This window comes from Bordetella sp. BOR01, assembly GCF_019218885.1.
Taxonomy (GTDB): domain Bacteria; phylum Pseudomonadota; class Gammaproteobacteria; order Burkholderiales; family Burkholderiaceae_B; genus Bordetella_A.
Genome location: NZ_JAHUWT010000003.1, coordinates 1,251,842 through 1,269,974 on the forward strand (window position 1 = coordinate 1,251,842; position 18,133 = coordinate 1,269,974).

The window sequence follows — 18,133 nt, forward strand, 5'->3', positions numbered from 1 at the left end:
GTTCGTTCATCCTGGCCCCGCGCGAGCGGGTCCGTTCCGGGATTCACTTCTGATGCCTGACACAATCGAACTGCTCGCCACCGTCCTGTTCGCGGTGGCCGTGATCCATACGTTCTCGGTACCTGTCTTCGCGCGGCTGGCGCACCGCAACGGCCCGCATGCGGGATGCTGGCACCTGCTGTCCGAAGTCGAGGCCGTATTCGGCGTGTGGGCCTTCGTGCTGATCGTCTGCATGGCGCTGCTGCGCGGCAGCGAGACCGCCATCCAGTACATGGACACGCGCAACTTCACCGAGCCGCTGTTCGTGTTCGTGATCATGGTGGTGGCCGCCAGCCGCCCCATCCTGGAACTGGTGGGCGTGGTGGTGCGCAGCCTGGCGCGCCTGCTGCCGCTGCAGCGCGAAGTGGCCACCTTTTTCGTGGTGATGTCGATCGTGCCGCTGGGCGGCTCGTTCATTACCGAGCCGGCCGCCATGACGCTGGCCGCCATCCTGCTGCGCGACGGCTACTTCCGCGTGGCCGGCCATACGCGCTTCAAATACCTGGCGCTGGGCGTGCTGTTCGTCAACGTGTCGATCGGCGGCGTGCTGACTGCCTATGCGGCCCCGCCGGTGCTGATGGTGGCTTCGACCTTCGGCTGGGACACGGCCTTCATGGCCGCGCATTTCGGCTGGCGCGCCGCCATTGCCGTGTTCATCAACGCCGCAGTCCTGACCTGGATCTGCCGCGACGCGCTGACCGACCACCGTATCGGCACCGGCAGCGGCGTCAATGCCGCCGACGATACGCCTTCAGGGCGCGAGCCGGTGCCCTGGCCCGTGATACTGATCCACCTGGTGTTCCTGGTGGGCGTAGTCATGACGGCGCATCATCCCGCCGTGTTCCTGGGCCTGATGATGATGTTCATCGGTTTTTCGCACGCCTATCGGCGCCATCAAGACCGCTTGCTGATCCGCGAGGGCCTGATGGTGGGCTTCTTCCTGGCCGGCCTGGTGGTGTTGGGCGGCCTGCAGAAATGGTGGTTGCAAGACTTCCTGGGCGGCCTGGAACCCACCGTGCTGTTCTGGGGCGCCACCGCGCTGACCGCCATTACCGACAATGCTGCGCTGACCTACCTGGGTTCGCTGGTGGAAGGCGCCAGCCCCACCTGGCATTACATGCTGGTGGCCGGCGCCGTCACAGGCGGCGGGCTGACCGTCATCGCCAATGCTCCCAACCCTGCCGGCTACGCGATTTTGCGGCCGTATTTTCCCAACGAGGCCATCTCGGCGGGCCGGCTGTTCCTGTCGGCGCTGCTGCCTACCCTGGTGGCCGCCGGCATGTTCCTGCTGCCGGTCGGGCCGCACTGAAAAGTCGCGGCACTTCAACGCGTGGCGGCGATCAGGCCGCCATCGACCACCAGGGCTTGCGCCGTGATGTACTGGCTTTCTTTGCTGGCCAGGAACAAGGCGGCATGCGCGACGTCCCAGGCATCGCCCATGCGCCCCATCGGCACCTGTTGGTGGCGATGGGCGACGAATCCATCGAAGTCTCCCCGTGCGTATTTGTCGGCCAGGCGCTTGACCAGGGGCGTGAACACCAGACCCGGTACCACGCAGTTCATGCGTATTCCGCGGTCGGCATACAGCACGGCAGTCGTGCGGGTCAATTGCATCAGCGCCGCCTTGGCCGCCGCGTACGCCACTTGCGGCTTGCCCACGTAGCGCAGGCCCGCCACCGACGAGATGTTCACTACCGCTCCGCCGCCCTGGGCCTGCATGATGGGCAGCACATGCTTGCAGGTCAGGTAGGCAGACTTGACGTTGACATCCATCTGTTCGTCCCAGGTGTCGATATCCATTTCTACCGGGCCGCCAGGCTCGGAGCGGCCCACGTTATTGACCAGGATGTCGATGCGGCCGTAGCGGGCCATGCAGGCATCGACCAGCGCACGCACCTGGACAGGATCGGTCACGTCGGCGGCCATCGTATCGGCAGTGCCCTGCTCGTCGTCGATGATGGCCTGCGTGGCGCGGGCGGCATCGAGATCGCGATCGCAGCCGAATACCCGGGCGCCCTGGCGGGCAAGCAATACCGAGATAGCCTTGCCGTTGCCCCATCCCGGCCCGAGTGATCCGCAGCCCGTTACCAAAGCCACCTGTCCATCCAGTCTCAGCACAATGCGCTCCATTGGTTGCGGCGGCCACATGATGGCGTGCCGCCTTGCTTCTCTACCCTGCCGATCCATGGTAATAAAGCAGCGCAGGCGTTGGAAATTGCTTTTTCACCTGGATTGATGCTCTAAAAGAATGAATCTATCTCCACGCCAGCTGCGCATCTTCATCTACCTGGCAGAGTCGCTGAGCTTCAGTCGCACAGCTGCCCAGTTCTGCGTGACGCAGCCGCGGCTCAGCCGCATCGTGCGCGAGATCGAAGCGGAAATCGGCGTGCGCCTGTTCGATCGCAATACGCGCAACGTCACGCTGACCGAAGAAGGCGCGTCTTTGACGGTGGTGGCCAGCCGCATCGCCCATGAGTTCGACGCGGGCATCACCGAGCTCGACGAAATCGCGCGGCGCAATACGCAGCGCATTGCCATTGCCGCGCTGCCTACGGTGGCGGCGGCATTACTGCCGCCGGCGGTGGCGGCGCTGCGCCAGGAAATGCCCCGGGCACGGATCAAGGTGCATGATGTGTTCACCGACCACGCCATCGACCTGCTGCGCGCGCGCAAGGTCGACCTGGCGCTGACCGGCACCGATATACAAGAATCCGACCTGGCCTACGAGGTACTGCTGCGCGAACCCTTCGTGCTGCTGTCTTCGTCCGGCTTTGCCCTGCACCTTGATTCGCACGTATGGTCCGAAGAGGCGATCGGCGCCTTGCCGCTGATATCCATGCCGCGCGGTACCGGCACGCGGCGCCATAGCGAGGCCGCCTTCCTGCGCAAGGGCCTGGCGTTCCGCCCCATTCTGGAACTGCATAATCTGGCCAGCATCTCGCGCTTCGTGCAGGCCGGCTGCGGGGTGGCTTTGCTGCCCCTCACCGGCGCGCGCCTGGCCTGGGCCGACGGGTTGCAGATCACCGCCCTGGAGGGCGCCCCGGAGCGCGCCATCGGGCTCGTGACCCGGCGCGAATGTGATCCGCCCCCGTTAATGCGGAAGGTCATGGCGTCGATACGCCAGCATGCCGGGCTGCTGGAAACCCCCTGTCGGGAAACCTGAACCGGCCTTTTTGGCAAAAACCGCTAAAATTCAACACTTTCCCGTATTGATCCGGCGCCGCCTGGCCGCTGCCCGCTTGCCGTGGGTAGTGAAACGGCGGTTTTTGATGCGCCGGTGCGCCTGGAAACTCCCAACATGCCTATCTATGCCTATAAATGCAGCGCTTGCGGCCATGCCAAAGACGTACTGCAGAAGTTGTCCGATGCGCCGCTGTCGGTTTGCCCCGAATGCGGCCAGGCCACGTTTTCCAAGCAGGTGACCGCCGCCGGCTTCCAGCTCAAGGGTTCGGGTTGGTACGTCACCGATTTCCGCAACGGGCCGGGCAACCAGGGCGCCGCCAAGACCGACAACGCCAAGGCCGGCACCGACAGTGCCAGTGCTACTCCCGCCAAGGCCGACGCGCCCGCCAAGAGCGACAGCGCCACGCCCGCCGCGCCGGCTGCTCCTGCGGCCCCCGCGTCGTCCTGATCCCTGACCCATATGTAGGCCACGTCGTATGCGCGTCATCAAGAAGTACTTCATCACCGGGCTGTTGATCTGGGTTCCGCTGGCCATCACCCTCTGGGTGCTGGGCCTGCTGATCGCAACCCTGGAAGGCTTTGTGCCCAGCTTCTTGTCGTCGCAGTCGCTGGTCGGCATCGACATCCCCGGCTTTCGCTTCGTGCTGGTCATCGTGGTGGTGTTGTTGACCGGCATGTTTGCCGCCAACCTGCTGGGCCGCACCCTGGTCGAGCAATGGGAAGCCTTGCTGGGCCGTATTCCGCTGGTGCGCTCCATTTACAATTCGGTCAAGCAGGTCAGCGATACGGTGCTGGCACCCAATGGCCAGGCGTTTCGCCAGGCCGTGCTGGTGCAGTACCCGCGTGCCGGCTCATGGACCATCGCCTTCCTGACGGGCGTGCCCGGCGGCGAAGTCGCCGGCTACCTGCCGGGCGAGCACGTCAGCGTCTATGTGCCCACCACGCCGAACCCCACGTCGGGGTTCTTCCTGATGATGCCGCGCGACCACGTCGTCGAATTGCAGATGAGCGTGGACGCCGCCTTGAAGTACATCGTTTCCATGGGCGTCGTGGCGCCACCGGCCCAACCGGCCGTGGCCGCCGCCCCCATCCCGACTGCCCCGGCCGTCGATTCGTAATTTTTACGCTGAAAACACAGCACCTAGGAGTCATCCCGCAATGCGTACCTGCTACACCGGCGAGGTTTGCCGTGATCATCTCGGCCAGACTGTCACCCTGTACGGCTGGGTGAACCGCCGCCGCGACCACGGCGGGGTCATCTTCATCGACCTGCGCGATCGCGCGGGGCTGGCGCAGATCGTGTTCGACCCCGACAACGCCGCCTTCGCCACCGCCGAGCGCCTGCGCAATGAGTTCTGCATTCGCGTCACGGGCCTGGTGCGCCCGCGTCCCGAAGGCACGGCCAACCCCGAACTGGCTTCGGGCGAAATCGAAGTGCTGTGCAAAGAAGTCGAGATTCTCAACGCCTCGATCACGCCGCCGTTCCAGCTCGACGACGACAACCTGTCCGAGACCACGCGCCTGACGCATCGCGTACTGGATCTGCGTCGCCCGCAGATGCAGCGCAACCTGATGCTGCGCTACCGCGTGTCGATCGAAGTGCGCAAGTTCCTGGACCAGCTCGGGTTCATCGATATCGAGACCCCCATGCTGACCAAGAGCACGCCCGAAGGCGCGCGCGATTACCTGGTGCCTTCGCGCGTGAACGCCGGGCACTTTTTCGCGCTGCCGCAGTCGCCGCAGTTGTTCAAGCAGATGCTGATGGTGTCGGGCTTTGACCGCTATTACCAGATCACCAAGTGCTTCCGCGACGAAGACCTGCGTGCCGACCGCCAGCCCGAATTCACCCAGATCGACTGCGAGACTTCGTTCCTGAACGAAGTCGAGATCCGCCAGATCTTCGAGGACATGATCCGCCACGTCTTCAAGACCGTGCAGAATGTCGACCTGCCCGCGCCGTTCCCCAAGATGACCTGGACCGAAGCCATGCAGCGCTACGGTTCCGACAAGCCCGACCTGCGCGTGAATCTCGAATTCACCGATGTTACCGACATCATGCGCGATGTGGACTTCAAGGTGTTCGCGGCCGCCGCCACGGCGGCGGGCAGCCGCGTGGTTGCCCTGCGCGTGCCGGGCGGCGCCGAGCTGTCGCGCAGCGAAATCGACGCCTACACGCAGTTCGTGGGCATCTACGGCGCCAAGGGCCTGGCCTATATCAAGGTCAATGACGCGGCCAAGGGCCGCGAAGGCCTGCAATCGCCCATCGTGAAGAACCTGCACGATGCCGCGCTGGCCGAACTGGTCAAGCGCAGCGGCGCGCAAGACGGCGACATCATTTTCTTCGGTGCCGACCGCGCCAAGGTCGTCAACGACGCCATCGGCGCGCTGCGCGTGAAGATCGGCCACAGCGAATTCGGCAAGAAGACCGGCCTGGCTTCCACTGACTGGAAGCCGCTGTGGGTGGTCGACTTTCCCATGTTCGAGTACGACGAAGAAGACGGCCGCTACACCGCCGCGCACCATCCGTTCACCAGCCCCAAAGACGGCCACGAAGACTTCCTGGAATCCGATCCCAGCAAGGCCTTCGCCAAGGCCTACGACATGGTGCTCAACGGCTGGGAAATCGGCGGTGGCTCGGTGCGTATCCACCGCGAAGAAGTGCAGAGCAAGGTATTCCGCGCCCTGAAGATCGGCCCGGAAGAAGCTCGCGAGAAGTTCGGCTTCCTGCTCGACGCCTTGCAATACGGCGCGCCCCCGCACGGCGGCATCGCCTTCGGCCTGGACCGCATCGTCACCATGATGACCGGCGCCGAATCCATCCGCGATGTTATCGCTTTCCCTAAGACGCAGCGTGCCCAGTGCCTGCTGACGCAGGCGCCGTCCGAGGTCGACGAAAAGCAACTGCGCGAGCTGCATATCCGCCTGCGCAATGTTGAAGTGAAATGAAGTAATCTGCGGGCAGAGGGTGCCGCCGGCGTCAAGGCGGCACCCGCCCGCTACCCCAGGGCCGGGGCGGTTCAAGCCGCCCGGCCCGCCGCATAAGAAAAGGCGCCATTCGGTTTATGTCGCTTATCCGCGTAGTCAGCTACAACATCCATAAAGGGCGTTCGGCCTTGGGCCGGCGCGAATCGCTGAACGACCTGCGCCTGGGGTTGTACGGCCTGCGTCCCGACCTGGTGTTCCTGCAGGAAGTGCAGGGCCGCAACGACCAGTTGTCCGTCCTGGATGCCCAGCACGAATCGCTGGCCGCGGCGCTGCGCCTGGACGTAGCCTATGGCTGCAATGCCATCCGCAACCGCTCCGACCATGGCAATGCGCTGCTGTCGCGCTATTCCATCCTGGAACACGAAAACCAGGACATCTCCGACCATCGGCTGGAACAGCGCGGCCTGCTGCATGCCCGCATCCAGGTCGATGGCCGCGACGTGCATTGCTTCGTGGTGCACCTGGGCCTGTTCGCCGGCAGCCGCACCCGCCAGATCCAGGCCCTGGCCGACCGCATCGGCCGGCTGGTGCCCGAGGGCGATCCCATCCTGGTGGCGGGCGATTTCAACGACTGGGGCGACCGCCTGGCGCCCTTGTTCGTGCAGCAATTGGGCCTGTACGAAGTATTTTCCAATGCCCCGCGCAGCCATGGCGGCGACCTGCCGCGCCTGCGCGATTCGGTGCGGCGGTTGGGCAACGTGCTGCGCGGCGTGCCCAACAACGTGGCCGTGCTGGAACGCAACAACCAGCTTGGCATGGGCGGTGCCTACTGCCCACTGCCGCCGCCGCGCACTTTCCCGGCGGTGTTCCCATGGTTCCGGCTCGACCGCATCTACCAGCGCGGCTTCGCCGTACGCAGTGCCCGGGTGCTGCGCGGCCGCGAATGGGCGCGGCTGTCCGACCACGCGCCCCTGTTGGCGGAGCTTGAGTTGCCGTGAAGGCGGACATCGTCAGGCTGGACTGGACCGACGACAACGCCATCGAACTGCTGCAGAATGGCGCTGACTTCTTTCCGGCACTGTGTCGCGCCATCGGTGCCGCGCGCGTCAGCGTGCACCTGGAAACCTATATCTTCGTGATCGACCGTACTGGCGAGCTTGTGCTGCAAAGCCTGGAACAGGCGGCGCGGCGCGGCGTGAAAGTACGGGTGGTGCTCGATGGCTTCGGCAGCGCCGACACGGCCCGCGCCATCGGCGACCGTATCGTGGCGGCGGGCGGGTATTGCCGCGTCTACCGGCCCGAGCCGCCCTGGTACGGCCGCCTGGTGCCGTCGCGCAGCCGGCTGCGCCGCCTGCATCGCAAGGTAGCGGTGGTGGATGGTGATATTGCCTTTGTCGGCGGCATCAACATCGTCGACGACTACGACGACCTGGACCCCAGCGACGATATCCCCGCGGCGCGTTTCGATTTTGCCGTGCAAGCGCGGGGGCCGCTGGTGGCTTATGCGGTGCATGCGCAAGACCTGCTGTGGGTGCGGCTGAACTGGACCCGGCTGCGCCGCCATCCGCGTGAATGGCCACGCCTGCGCCTGGGGCGGCCGCGCCCGCCGTCCGCCGGACAGGTGGGCAGCCAGCGCGCAGCGCTGGTGCTGCGCGACAACTTGCGCTTTCGGCAAACTTTCGAGCGGGCCTACTTGTACGGCATCCAGCATGCGCGGCGCGACATCCTGATCGGCAACGCGTACTTCTTTCCGGGCCGCCAGTTCCGCAAGGCACTACTGCAGGCCGCCGCGCGCGGCGTGCGCGTGCGCCTGCTGCTGCAGGGCAAGATCGAATACCACATGCAGTACTACGCCACCCGCTCGCTGTACGACCAGCTATTGCGCGGCGGCATCGAGATCTACGAATACATGCCCGGCTACCTGCACGCCAAGGTGGCCGTCATCGACAACATGGCCATGGTGGGCTCGTCCAACCTGGACCCGTTCAGCCTGCTGCTGGCGCGCGAGGCCAACGTGGTGGTCGATGACCAGCCGTTTGCATGGGACCTGCAGCACCGCCTGGAAGACGCCATTGTCCTGGGCGGGCGTTTCGTGCGGCCGCTGGACTACCACCGGCGCGGCTGGTGGCGGCGCTGCGTGGATGCCGCGTCGTACACCTTGCTGCGCATCGGTGTGGCGCTGACGGGGCGGTCGGGGGAATATTGAGTCTGTGCGCCGTCCGGTGCCAGGCCCACAAAGCCCAGCTCATCGCGTGCGATCAGCGGATCGCCGGTACGCAGGAACTCGTGGAAGATGAACGGCATCCGGTACGAGAAACGCCGCGCGCCGTCGGCACGGCGATAGGCCATGGTAATTACGTTGTCGCCGGACGTCATCCCGGATTCAACAAGAGAACAAGACCGTCAGCGGAATGTCTTGCATTACGCAGGCGGGGCCTTCATGGTTTGCAGAACATGGCGCACGACCTCGTCGGCGGCTTCTGCCTGCTTGTCATCCGAAACAGTGAACTTGATTTCTTCCAGTTTGTTTTCGGCCTCGAATAGTGCAGACCGCAGCCATTTTTCATCGAGCGCCACGATTTCCTGTTCGGACTGGAGCAATGCGGCTTGCACTTGCTCGATGCTGGACTGCCTGGACAGGAACGCGTGGCAGGCTTGCTCCACGCGTTGTACAGATTCTGGGTATAGCCACGTATTCATTGTCCTCCCCGTCGAAGTAGGGTCACGACGGTATTTCCGCCATTCTCGGTTACAGCGCCAACGTTACCACTCCAGTAGGTGGTGCGGGTCACGCCGTTCACTATGCTGCTGGTGGGCTCTCCCGTGCGAATGACGTGTTCGACGATGTTCGGAGAAATGTTGCGGCCGGCCCCGACCGTGCCTGCCGGGGCGCCCAGCCCCGAAGGCTGCATGCGATCCACGGCATGCTGGGAATAGAGGCGATCGCCGATCTGCGCATACGTTCGGTCGCCCTGGGCGACTTTCGGATAGTCGTTCCATGATCCCCAACGCAGTGAATCGGGCGTGGACGGCACGGTTTCGGCAGGCCGGGGGCCGGTCGCTTGCCTGGGCGTCTGCGGCGTTTCCGCCGAGGGCCGCGGCGTCGACCGCCCAAGCGGCCGCGGCGCCAGCCGGTTCGCCCCGCGCGTCAGCAAGGCGATGACGGCACCCACCCCCATGGCGATGACGCCCTTGGCAAACTGCTCGGCGGCCTGGTCCAGTTCACCTGTGCTGGACGCATTCATGGTCAGGTTGAAAAACCGCATCAGGTACTTGATGCCGTCGAAAATGGCCCAGCCCGCCAGGGTGAAACCGATGGCCAGCAGTGCCGCGTCGGCCACGAAGCCCACGCCGATGGCATGCGAGCCGGCCCACACCACCAGCACGCCCACTACGATGGCCAGGCTTCTGCCGCTGAGCGCATTGAGCAGCTCGTTGCCCAATGCCGCGGGCATGTACTGGGGGGACTTGTTCAGCACATAGCTGAACCGGTCGGCCAGCGACCACTGCGTTACAGGCCCGACCGGGTTGCCGGACAGCACGGCCGGCTGCACGTTGCCATTGCCGTCGTTGCCCGAGGTATCCGGCAGCGCCACCGCGGCAATCTGGCCGACCTGCATCAGCGCCATCATCTGCTCGGTGGTCTGCTGCGGCGAATAGTGGCCGGCGACGGAACCCGTGCAGATCAGCCGGCGGTACAGGGCGGCCAGCTTGGCCAGCGAGGCGTCGTCGCGCAGGTGCGGGTACAGCACGGTGCGCAAGCGGGCGGGGTCGCGGATGATCAGCGATTGCGAGACGCCCTGGAATACGTTCCAGGGGCCGATTAGCAGGAGCTCACCGCCACCGCGAAGCGCGGCGACGTCTCCGGACCTTTCAAGTGATCTGACGTCCATGGGGCATGTCGTTGTGCGGTGGAAACCGGTACAGCGCAGCCCGGGCGTGCCCACGGATGCGGGCCAGGCGGAACCGCGCCGGGGCAGCGGAATCCTAACAATCTTTGCCACCAGGCATCGGGAAACTACAAAAATTGTCGCTTTTGTTTCAGATTGACATCCTGAGAGCTACGTGGGATTTGCGGAAAGAACCGCGTCGAATTGATCGGCAGGGGCGCGTTCTGCCACTTCTGTGTCTGTGGCAGGTGCCTGACTCCCGCCCGGGTGTCAGATACTGAAAGGTGGCGCGGCCTTTGGTCGACAGCGGTGTCAGGCAGGCTGGCGAGCCAGATACCAGACAATACCCAGCGTCAGCCCGCCTGCACCCGCGGCCCCGGCCAGCGCACCAGTCCCAGTACCAGGGCCGTTCCCACCAGAATCACCGCCGCCCCGGAAAGAATCTGGGTGGTCAGCACTTCGTCCAGGAACCACACGCCCCACAGCACGCCGAACACCGGCACCAGGAAGGTGACGCTGACCGCGGCGGTAGGCCCCACGTTGGCAATCAGCCGGAAAAACACAATGTAGGCCGTTCCGGTACACACCAGCGCCAGCGCGATGGTGGCGCTCCAGGCCTGCCATGACACCGGTTGGGCCGGCCAGGTGGCGATGGCCAGCGGCGCCAGCACCAGCGAGGCGGCCACCATGCTGCCCGTGGCATTGGACAGGGCGTCGACGTCGCTCAGGAAGCGCTTGGTCCAGTTGGCGGCAATGCCATAGAACAGGGGGGCCGATACCGCTGCCAGGACAGCCGGGCCATGGCCGCCGGCACCGAAGTCGAGCTTGTCCCACACCAGCACCACGATGCCCAGCAGGGCAATGGCCAGGCCCAGCGCGCGAGTCCAGGGCAGGCGGTCTTTCAGCCACAGCCAGCCAATGACGGCGCCCCACACGGGCGTTACCGCATTGGCCACCGACATGAAGCCCGCGCCCAGCGACTGCGCGGCGTAGGCATACAGCAGGAAGGGAATGGCGGAATTCAGGGCGCCCACCACCAGGATTGCCTTCCAGCGGCGCGCGATCAGCGGCAGTTTGCCGCGCAGCGCGGCCAGCGGCAGCAAGGTCAGCGCGGCCAGGCCGACGCGCAGTTCCATCAGCGGACCGGGGCCGAATTCGGGCACGGCTATGCGCATGAACAGGAACGATCCGCCCCACACCGCTGCCAGCAGCAGCAAGTCCCGCAAGTCGCGATAGCGCATGAATGGAGTGTCCGGTCAGGATTTGCGCCGGTCGGCGGCGCGGGTCAGGATGTTCTTCATTTTGACGCGGTGCGCCAGGTAGGCGCTGCCCAGGGCAAGCAGCGCGCAGATCACCAGGCCGATGCGCACGCCGTCCAGCACCGAGCTGCGCCCGATGACGATGCCGACCAGCGCCGTGCCGACCGCGCTGCCGATGGCACGCGTGGTTTGCACCAGGGCCGAGGCCACGCCCACGTCGTGCCGCTCGCTGAGCATCTGCATGAACAGCGTCAGGTTCGGTAGCAGGAAACCCAGGGCGCAGCCGTTGACGAAAAACGCCGCCAGGATCCAGGCCGTAGAGGTGTCGGCCCCGAACGCCAGCACCATCAGCGATCCCACCGCCAACAGGCAGCCGCCGAACACCATCAGGCGCTGCGGTTCGCTTTGCCTGGGAAACAGGTAGCCGTTGATGATGCTGCCGATAGGAATGGCAGCCACCAGCGGTGTCAGCAGCAGGCCGGCCTGGCTGGGCGTGTAGCCCATTTCCGTCTGCAGCAGTAGCGGACTGTAGAAGATCAGGATGAACATCACCGCGCCCACCGCCAGCGCGGCCAGGTTGAGCAACTGCGGCTCGCGCTGGGCAATGACGCGCAGCGGGAAAATGGGCGAGGACACGCGCCGCTCGTAGGGCAGCAGCAGGGCGATGGCGGCCACCCCGGCCAGCGCCAGGGCAAGCGCCAGCATGGGTTGCGCGTGCTCGCCGGGGGCAAAAGCCAGTTCCATGGCGGCCAGCGGGGCGCTGACGGCGATGACAAGCAGCAGGCTGCCCAGCCAGTCGACCCGCCGCCTGCCTTGCCCGGCATGCAGGGACCGAATGCGCGGAAAGTAGCGCGCCAGCAGGAACAGCGCCATCACCGCGGCGATGGGCGATATGAAAAACGCCGCCCGCCAGCCCAGCGCCTGGGTGGCCGCGCCGCCCAGCAGCGGGCCCACGCCGCTGGCCATGGCGAAGGCCGCCGATACCAGCGCCAGCCAGCGCACCCGTTCCTTGGCGTCGGGGAACAGGTCGGCCGGCGCGGCGAAGGCGGTAGCGATCATCATGCCTCCGCCTATCCCCTGCAGGGTCCGGAACGCGATGAGCTGTTCCATGGACTGCGCCAGCCCACAGGCGATCGAGCCCAGTGCGATGATCGACACTGACAGCAGCATCAGGGGCTTGCGCCCGAACAGATCGCCCAGGCGGCCGAAAATCAGGATGGACGCGGCCGTGGCCAGCAGATAGCCCGTACCCACCCAGGCATAAAGGGCCATGCCGTTGAGCGCCGCGGCCACGCGCGGCAGGGTGGTGCTGACTATGGTGGAGTCGAAGGCGGCCAGCACCACCGTGGCGGACACGCCGGCCATGGCCATCAGCAGGTCGCGGCGGGAGCGGGGAGTGTCGGGGGGAGTATTGGGCGCAGGCGGAGCGGGCGTCGTCATGGCGCCAAGCATATCACCGCGTGCTTAGGGATTTCACCTATTTGTAAAGCGTGTGATACCCCAGGATGACCAGCACCACGGCCGCCACTGCCAGCCACGACCAGCGCGAGGATACCAGTCCGCGTTCCGGCTCTTCGGGCTCGGGCGGCGGGGCCGTGCGCGGTTGCTTGGCCATGTGGTCGATGAAGGCGGCGAAGAATTTCTCGACCAGCTTGCCGCCGGCCTTCATGAGAACAGGCTCGCCCACCTTGCCCAGCGATCCGCCCGCCATGGCGGCTACGGTGTACGCCAGGCGGGTGCCTTCGTCTTTGGGGGTAAGGGTGATCTGGGCGGTGCCGATGGCCAGGCAGGCGGTTTGGCTTTTGCCGTCGAAGGCCAATGAGCAGCCATGGGGCGGGTTCAGTTCGGACAGCAGCACCTCGCCTTCGTAACTGGCTTCCAGGCCGGCCACGTTCGCGTGCAGGGACAAGGCGTATTCGGTGGGGGTGCGCCGCTCGACGTTGACACAACCGGGCAGGCACTTTTGCAGCACCCCAGGGTCCATCAAGGCATCCCACGTCTGGTGCGGCGTGGAGGGAATCCATTGGGCATCGGCTATCCGCACGGCTGTCTCCTAGCTGCGAGCCTGCAGGTCTTCAGTCTTCAGGTCTTTTGAACCTATTCTGGCCCTAAATCCCGTGCTTGGCTAGAGGCGGGCGCCGACAGGGCCGTCAGCAGGGCGATCAGCGTGATGTACAGGCTGACCGAACGCATACCGCGGAACATCAGCTCGGTAAGCCCGAAAACGGCAAAACCCAGGCATACGGCCAAGCCCATCGCGGCAGCGGTACGCTGCGCTTGCGGCAAGCCGTAGCGCAGTCGGCGCACGAACGACCAGGCTGGCGCCAGGTACAGCACCAAGAGGGCAATGCCGCCCGGCAGGCCGTAGGTGACCAGGGCCATCAACAGGTCGTTGTGCGGCTCGCCGAAATTGTCGGCAACATAGGGCGAAACTTCACCGGCAGCGGCACGCCGTTGCAGCGCATGCGCGAAGCTCGCGCCCCCGCCTATGCCAGACCAGGGGTCGCCGGCAATGAGCTTCGCCGATGCACCCCACAATTGCAGGCGGATGCACATCGAGGTGTCGGCGGTGGGGGCCACGGTCAGGCATTGCCGGATTTCATGCACGCCGTTGGCTACGCGCTCGCGCAACGCTGAACTCGAAGCACCTATGGCCGCCGCGGCGAGCACGATGGCCACCAGTACGGCCACGGCCCGCAGCGGCTGGCGGGGCCAGCGCGCCAGTACCAGGCCGATGGCAGCGAAAACAGGAATCGCCATCCAGCCTGTGCGGGTCTGGGTCAGGATGAACCCGCCGAACGTGACCACGACCACTGCGATTTTCAGCACACGTTCCGCCTTGGGGCGGCGCGTCAGTTGCCAGCCCAGGCTGTACAAGCACAACACCGCCATCAGCAGCATCAGGTTGCCATAGCCGACGGCATTGAACTGCGGGGTAAGTGGACGCTGCAGCATGGGCCCCGTCAGGTAGGCAGCCACGGCCGTGGCTGCGAGCCCGGCAATCAAGGGGCCCCAGGCGAACTGGCGCAGGCGATTGCGGTCCAGCAGCAGAAAGGCTGCCAGCAGGCACGGAAAACCCAATGCGATGCGCAGTCCGCGCTCGATTTCTGCGCCGCTCCATTCTGCATTCAGCAACTGGCTGAACACCGCTGCCACCAGCGGCAGGCACAGTGCCAGAGCCAGGTGGCGATAAGGGCGCAGCGGCTGCCAGCGTTGCGGCGCCGGCGTAGCCGCAAGAACGAGGGCACAGATGAGGGCCAGCAAATAAAACAATCCGCTGCCGCCGCCGATGGTCAGTGTCAGCACGGGCAGCAGGCCCACCAGGATGGCGACCCAGGTGGTGTAGCGTGAGATCGGATACGTCATGAAAAGCCGCCGCCGGGATATGGGTGCCTTCAAGTGGCCCACACATAGGCGGATGATGCTACAAAATGAAGAAAATGAAATAAAATTTATCCGTAATTTACACGACTGTGCGAATTGCCATACGGATGAGTAGAGAAAAAATCGTCGCTGTCATGGTAGCGCAACGTATCCAGGAGAGCACATTCTGCCCATGAAAACCCAACTACCGGGCGGAGTATAGCCAAGAGGCCCAAATTTCTGGCAGGTGGGTTCTTTCCGCCGGTTGCCCCATGCCCCGTAGCATCTGCGGACCAATCGAGCATTCAGAAATGCGCACGCCCCGCTTGCAACCCATACAATCCGCCCGGGTCCTGCGCCAATGGGGCCCTAATGTAGCTATGACATGCAATATTTGTTGACCGCGTTTCTAACTTCACTGGTATTCACCGCACTCATCGTGCGGTGCCGCTGCCTGCATAACGGCCTGACGGCGGACCATGAACTCCATGGTGTGCAGAAATACCACACCAAGCCCGTTCCGCGCATCGGCGGGGTGTCCCTGGTGGTTGCCATGGCGGCCACCTGTACGGTGGCGGCCTTGCGCGAACCGCAAGAGCTGCCTGAAATGCTGTTGCTGCTGGCGGCTGCCACTCCGGCCTTCGCCGGCGGGCTGGCCGAAGACCTGACCAAGCGCGTACGGGTACTGACCCGCCTGCTCCTGGCGATGGCGTCCGGGGCGCTTGCGTATTTCTTGCTGGGGGCCGCGGTCACCCGCGTGGACATCATCGGGCTGGACTGGCTGCTGCAGTTCGGCGCCATATCCTTTGTTTTCACGATCGTGGCGATCAGTGGCGCGGCCAACGCCATGAATATCATCGATGGCTATAACGGCCTGGCTGCCGTGGTGTCGGCGATGATCTTCGCGGGTTTCGCCTATGTCTGCTTCTATTTGGGCGACCGCATGCTGTTGATCGTTGCCCTGGGCATGCTGGGCGGCGTGGTGGGGTTCCTGATCTGGAATTATCCGCGCGGCCATGTCTTCCTGGGCGACGGCGGGGCATACTTCCTGGGGTTCATGATCGGCGAACTGTCGGTGCTGTTGTTGGCGCGCCATCCCGACGTATCGGCCTGGTTTCCCTTGCTGCTGTGCATTTATCCCATCTTCGAGACGCTGTTCTCCATCTATCGCAAGCGGTGGTTGCGTGGCCGCTCGCCCGGCGCGCCCGATGGCGTGCATCTGCACATGCTGATCTATAAGCGGGTGGTTCGCTGGGTGGTGGGCTCGCGCGAGGCCCATCATCTGACCTGGCGCAATTCGCTGACTTCGCCATATCTGTGGCTGCTGTCGTCGCTGGCGGTGATTCCGGCCGTGCTGTTCTGGCAGATGCCCATCATGCTGATGCTGTGCGTGGCGGTATTTTCGATCACTTATGTGGTGTTGTACCGCCGGCTGGTGCTGTTTCGCATGCCCAAGTGGATGGTGCTGAAAAAGAAAAAGCGGCACAGGGCCTGAGACGGCACGGCATGATTATCTTCGTACGCTCTTACATCGCCGATCTGGACGCGCGCCTAGCCAAGTATTTCAAGGCGCTGGACGCTGCCAGTTTGCCGTTTCGCTTCATCGGATGGAACAAAACCGGCGCGGTTGCAAAGACGTCGGATCCCCGGGTCGATTATTTCGAACGCCGTGCGCGCTTGGGCGCAGGCTGGGCCAACGCCGCGGCGCTGATGCTGTGGAACCTGTATATCCTGCGCCACCTGTTGCGCCATCGCGCGCAGGTTCGCGTGGTGCACGCTGTAGACCTGGATTGTGCGCTGGCTTGCTGGCTATTCTGCGCCATCTTCCGGCGCAGCCTGGTATTCGACATTTACGACAAGTACACGGCCGTGCGCAACATCGGAGGCCTGCTGGGGCGCACTCTGGATGCGCTCGAGCGCCGCGTAGCCTTTGCTGCGCCACTGACCCTGCTGGCCAGCCAGGACCGCCTGGCGCAGCATGGCATTCCGGCGGGACGCGCCAATGTGCTGGTGCTTGAGAATGTGCCCTACGCCAGCATGCCTGAACCGGTGCCGGGCGATGCCCGGCCGCCCTGGAAACTTGGCTATTTCGGTGTGCTCGAAGCCCGCCATCGGGGCCTGGAAGACCTGCTGGCCGTATGTGCCGAGCGTGCCGATGTCGAGTTGCACGTTGCAGGCTACGGCGCCTTGCAGGACGATTTCAGCGCAGCCGCGCGTCAGTGCGCCAATGTGTTTTTCCATGGCCCCCTGCCCAGCGACCAGGGGTTGGCGCTGATGGCGCGCACCGACGTGATCGTGGGTTGCTATTACCCGTCGGTGGCCAACCATGCCTATGCGTCGCCCAACAAGTACTACGAACACCTGCTGCTGGGCCGCGCGATGGTGACCACGCGCGGCACGCCGCCGGGCCGCCGAGTGGTGGAGCATGGCACCGGGTGGGCGCTCGAGCCCGGGGCCGCGGCGCTGCGTCAATGGCTCGATACCCTGACCAGCCAGGCGGTGCGGCAGGCTGGCGAGCGGGCCTATGCCTTGTGGCAGCAGCGCTATGCCGCATATTTCCAGACCCACTATTGCGGGGCTTATGTCGCGCGCATCCGTGCACTGCTCAACCAGGAGGGCGCCGATGTTGCCTGAACCTCCTGGCGTGTCCATCGTCATGCCGGCCTATAATGCGCAGCGCTTCATCGGCGCGGCGATCGAGTCCGTATTGGCCCAGACGCATACGCATTGGCAGCTCATCGTCGTCGATGACGCCTCGGACGATGGCACCGCTGGCCTGCTGCGCGCCTTCCAGCAGCGTGACCCGCGCGTACATTATGAGCGCATGTCCAGCAACCAGGGCGTGGTGGCTGCTCGTAATCGGGCGCTGGAGTTGGCGCAAGGGCGTTATGTGGCGTTCCTGGACAGCGACGATCTCTGGGAGCCGACCAAGCTTGCGCGCCAGGTCGCGTTCATGGAGCAATCCGGTACGCTGGTTTCTTATGCTGACTACCTGCGCGTCGACGAAGCTGGACACATATTGTCGCGCGTGCGCAGTCCCGCCAGGGTGGGGTACGCCGATATGCTCAAATCCAACCAGATCGGCAACCTGACCGGCATTTTCTTGCGTTCGGCCTTGGCCGACCTGCGGTTCGAGTCCGTGCGCCATGAAGATTATCTGTTTTGGCTGCGCGCGCTCGCACGAGTTGGCCAGGCGCGGGCCACGCCATCAGACGAGCCGCTGGCGCACTACCGCACCAGTGCGGGGTCGCTGTCGGCCAACAAGCTGCGCGCGGCCGGCTGGCAGTGGCGCATCTATCGCGAAGCGTTGGGGCTGTCGTATACCCGCAGCGCCTATTTGTTTACCTGCTATGCCCTGGCAGCCGTGCGCAAGCGGCGATCATTGCGCGGCATGTTTCAATAACCATTCAAATTCAAGTGGAATCAAGCAGTCGTGTCTCGGCAATCCAAACATAGTCCCTCATTGTTGTATTT

17 protein-coding genes are annotated in these 18,133 nt (G+C 64.7%); 10 read left to right on the forward strand and 7 right to left on the reverse strand.

Going from position 1 to position 18,133, the window contains the following annotated elements; genetic code table 11:
• Positions 1-52 precede the first annotated feature (52 nt).
• A complete protein-coding gene (locus KW845_RS20805) occupies positions 53-1,348 on the forward strand; it encodes a putative Na+/H+ antiporter (protein WP_218371216.1) in 1,296 nt (431 codons plus the stop codon).
• A 14-nt stretch (positions 1,349-1,362) separates the two neighbouring features.
• On the opposite strand, the gene KW845_RS20810 is transcribed toward KW845_RS20805, so the two are convergent.
• Positions 1,363-2,157, reverse strand: coding sequence for an SDR family NAD(P)-dependent oxidoreductase (locus KW845_RS20810; protein WP_370628262.1), 795 nt, complete (start codon positions 2,155-2,157; stop codon positions 1,363-1,365).
• 130 nt (positions 2,158-2,287) lie between these two features.
• On the opposite strand from KW845_RS20810, the gene KW845_RS20815 reads away from it, so the two are divergent.
• The 6 genes from KW845_RS20815 (at position 2,288) to clsB (ending at position 8,353) form a co-directional block, all read left to right on the forward strand.
• Positions 2,288-3,202, forward strand: coding sequence for a LysR family transcriptional regulator (locus KW845_RS20815; RefSeq protein ID WP_218371217.1), 915 nt, complete (start codon positions 2,288-2,290; stop codon positions 3,200-3,202).
• 135 nt (positions 3,203-3,337) lie between these two features.
• Positions 3,338-3,670 carry an FmdB family zinc ribbon protein gene (locus tag KW845_RS20820; RefSeq protein ID WP_218371218.1) on the forward strand — a complete coding sequence of 111 codons (333 nt, stop codon included), beginning with the start codon at positions 3,338-3,340 and terminating at the stop codon, positions 3,668-3,670.
• 28 nt (positions 3,671-3,698) lie between these two features.
• Positions 3,699-4,340 carry a DUF502 domain-containing protein gene (locus KW845_RS20825; RefSeq protein WP_218371219.1) on the forward strand — a complete coding sequence of 214 codons (642 nt, stop codon included), beginning with the start codon at positions 3,699-3,701 and terminating at the stop codon, positions 4,338-4,340.
• A 40-nt stretch (positions 4,341-4,380) separates the two neighbouring features.
• On the forward strand, positions 4,381-6,168 hold the full coding sequence (gene aspS / locus KW845_RS20830) for an aspartate--tRNA ligase (RefSeq protein WP_218371220.1): 1,788 nt from the start codon (positions 4,381-4,383) through the stop codon (positions 6,166-6,168).
• A gap of 116 nt (positions 6,169-6,284) precedes the next feature.
• Positions 6,285-7,145 carry an endonuclease/exonuclease/phosphatase family protein gene (locus tag KW845_RS20835; RefSeq protein WP_218371221.1) on the forward strand — a complete coding sequence of 287 codons (861 nt, stop codon included), beginning with the start codon at positions 6,285-6,287 and terminating at the stop codon, positions 7,143-7,145.
• Entirely contained in the window at positions 7,142-8,353 is a 1,212-nt protein-coding gene (clsB, locus tag KW845_RS20840) for a cardiolipin synthase ClsB (protein WP_218371222.1), read from the forward strand. Before KW845_RS20835 ends, clsB begins: the two co-directional genes overlap by 4 nt.
• Before the next feature lie 215 nt (positions 8,354-8,568).
• Here the strand turns inward: clsB and KW845_RS20845 are convergent, their stop codons facing one another.
• The 6 genes from KW845_RS20845 to KW845_RS20870 form a co-directional block, all read right to left on the reverse strand.
• Complete coding sequence (locus tag KW845_RS20845) at positions 8,569-8,847, reverse strand: hypothetical protein (RefSeq protein WP_218371223.1); 279 nt, start codon at positions 8,845-8,847, stop codon at positions 8,569-8,571.
• Positions 8,844-10,040 carry a hypothetical protein gene (locus KW845_RS20850; protein WP_218371224.1) on the reverse strand — a complete coding sequence of 399 codons (1,197 nt, stop codon included), beginning with the start codon at positions 10,038-10,040 and terminating at the stop codon, positions 8,844-8,846. Before KW845_RS20850 ends, KW845_RS20845 begins: the two co-directional genes overlap by 4 nt.
• Before the next feature lie 350 nt (positions 10,041-10,390).
• Positions 10,391-11,278: a DMT family transporter gene (locus KW845_RS20855; protein WP_218371225.1), complete on the reverse strand. Its 888-nt coding sequence runs from the start codon at positions 11,276-11,278 to the stop codon at positions 10,391-10,393.
• A gap of 15 nt (positions 11,279-11,293) precedes the next feature.
• Entirely contained in the window at positions 11,294-12,736 is a 1,443-nt protein-coding gene (locus KW845_RS20860) for an MFS transporter (protein WP_218371226.1), read from the reverse strand.
• A 37-nt stretch (positions 12,737-12,773) separates the two neighbouring features.
• Positions 12,774-13,340, reverse strand: a complete 567-nt coding sequence (locus tag KW845_RS20865) for a carbon monoxide dehydrogenase subunit G (RefSeq protein ID WP_218371227.1) — start codon at positions 13,338-13,340, stop codon at positions 12,774-12,776.
• A 53-nt stretch (positions 13,341-13,393) separates the two neighbouring features.
• The gene (locus KW845_RS20870) at positions 13,394-14,662 is read right to left on the reverse strand and encodes an O-antigen ligase (protein WP_218371228.1); all 1,269 of its coding nucleotides are present in this window, start codon (positions 14,660-14,662) and stop codon (positions 13,394-13,396) included.
• 382 nt (positions 14,663-15,044) lie between these two features.
• Between KW845_RS20870 and KW845_RS20875 the strand changes: the two genes are divergently transcribed.
• From KW845_RS20875 to KW845_RS20885, 3 genes are read left to right on the forward strand one after another with little or no spacing between them, the layout of a single operon-like run.
• Positions 15,045-16,154: a glycosyltransferase gene (locus KW845_RS20875; protein WP_218371229.1), complete on the forward strand. Its 1,110-nt coding sequence runs from the start codon at positions 15,045-15,047 to the stop codon at positions 16,152-16,154.
• Between the two features lie 11 nt (positions 16,155-16,165).
• Positions 16,166-17,293 carry a glycosyltransferase gene (locus tag KW845_RS20880; protein WP_218371230.1) on the forward strand — a complete coding sequence of 376 codons (1,128 nt, stop codon included), beginning with the start codon at positions 16,166-16,168 and terminating at the stop codon, positions 17,291-17,293.
• The gene (locus KW845_RS20885) at positions 17,283-18,062 is read left to right on the forward strand and encodes a glycosyltransferase family 2 protein (RefSeq protein ID WP_218371231.1); all 780 of its coding nucleotides are present in this window, start codon (positions 17,283-17,285) and stop codon (positions 18,060-18,062) included. The genes KW845_RS20880 and KW845_RS20885 overlap by 11 nt, the downstream gene beginning before the upstream one ends.
• Positions 18,063-18,133 lie beyond the last annotated feature (71 nt).

Coding starts and splice junctions, on each gene's coding strand:
- KW845_RS20870 (WP_218371228.1), bottom strand. CDS start 14,662: ATGACGTATCCGATCTCACGCTACACCACCTGGGTCGCCATCCTGGTG.
- KW845_RS20875 (WP_218371229.1), top strand. CDS start 15,045: ATGCAATATTTGTTGACCGCGTTTCTAACTTCACTGGTATTCACCGCA.
- aspS (WP_218371220.1), top strand. CDS start 4,381: ATGCGTACCTGCTACACCGGCGAGGTTTGCCGTGATCATCTCGGCCAG.
- KW845_RS20815 (WP_218371217.1), top strand. CDS start 2,288: ATGAATCTATCTCCACGCCAGCTGCGCATCTTCATCTACCTGGCAGAG.
- KW845_RS20820 (WP_218371218.1), top strand. CDS start 3,338: ATGCCTATCTATGCCTATAAATGCAGCGCTTGCGGCCATGCCAAAGAC.
- KW845_RS20855 (WP_218371225.1), bottom strand. CDS start 11,278: ATGCGCTATCGCGACTTGCGGGACTTGCTGCTGCTGGCAGCGGTGTGG.
- KW845_RS20860 (WP_218371226.1), bottom strand. CDS start 12,736: ATGACGACGCCCGCTCCGCCTGCGCCCAATACTCCCCCCGACACTCCC.
- KW845_RS20845 (WP_218371223.1), bottom strand. CDS start 8,847: ATGAATACGTGGCTATACCCAGAATCTGTACAACGCGTGGAGCAAGCC.
- KW845_RS20850 (WP_218371224.1), bottom strand. CDS start 10,040: ATGGACGTCAGATCACTTGAAAGGTCCGGAGACGTCGCCGCGCTTCGC.
- KW845_RS20885 (WP_218371231.1), top strand. CDS start 17,283: ATGTTGCCTGAACCTCCTGGCGTGTCCATCGTCATGCCGGCCTATAAT.
- KW845_RS20825 (WP_218371219.1), top strand. CDS start 3,699: ATGCGCGTCATCAAGAAGTACTTCATCACCGGGCTGTTGATCTGGGTT.
- KW845_RS20835 (WP_218371221.1), top strand. CDS start 6,285: ATGTCGCTTATCCGCGTAGTCAGCTACAACATCCATAAAGGGCGTTCG.
- KW845_RS20805 (WP_218371216.1), top strand. CDS start 53: ATGCCTGACACAATCGAACTGCTCGCCACCGTCCTGTTCGCGGTGGCC.
- KW845_RS20880 (WP_218371230.1), top strand. CDS start 16,166: ATGATTATCTTCGTACGCTCTTACATCGCCGATCTGGACGCGCGCCTA.